General features: G+C 54.0%; 1 protein-coding gene. It reads left to right on the plus strand.

The annotated features are described in order from the left end of the window. A partial coding sequence (locus tag QU605_RS15345; protein ID WP_289726207.1) for a hypothetical protein occupies positions 1 to 524 on the plus strand: 524 nt, incomplete at both ends.

A 524-nucleotide genomic window follows, 5' to 3' on the forward strand; every position in this document is an offset into this window, starting at 1 on the left:
ACGACCAGTGGCCTTGGGGCTGCTAATGTGCAGGATGCCATAGATGCCCTTGCCGCGGGAAGCACCGACGATCAGGATCTGACCGGTGCAACCCTGACGGGCAGTTCCCTTCAGATTGACATAGAGAACGGAAACTCAGCTACTGTCGACCTTTCTTCCCTGGTAGACGATGCGGATGCGGATGCTACTAACGAGATCCAGGATCTGGGCAGTGTACTTACAGAAGGCAATGATGCCGGAGGCGCGGCTATAGCCAACCTTGCAGATCCGACGGCAGCCCAGGATGCGGCTACCAAAGCGTATGTGGATGCGGTGGCCGATGACGATGTAACGGGAGCGGCTTTGGATGGTAGCAATGTACTGACCATAAGTGAAGGAACCACAGATGTAACGGTAGACCTTTCTTCATTGGTAGACGATGCAGATGCGGATCCGACTAATGAATACAATACGGGAATCGGTTTTGACGGAACAAACCTTACGGTGACAGACGCTGGGGGAACCCAGAGTGTAGACATCAGTGG

The sequence above is a fragment of the Robiginitalea aurantiaca genome, assembly GCF_030380815.1.
GTDB classification, from domain to species: Bacteria; Bacteroidota; Bacteroidia; order Flavobacteriales; family Flavobacteriaceae; genus Robiginitalea; species Robiginitalea aurantiaca.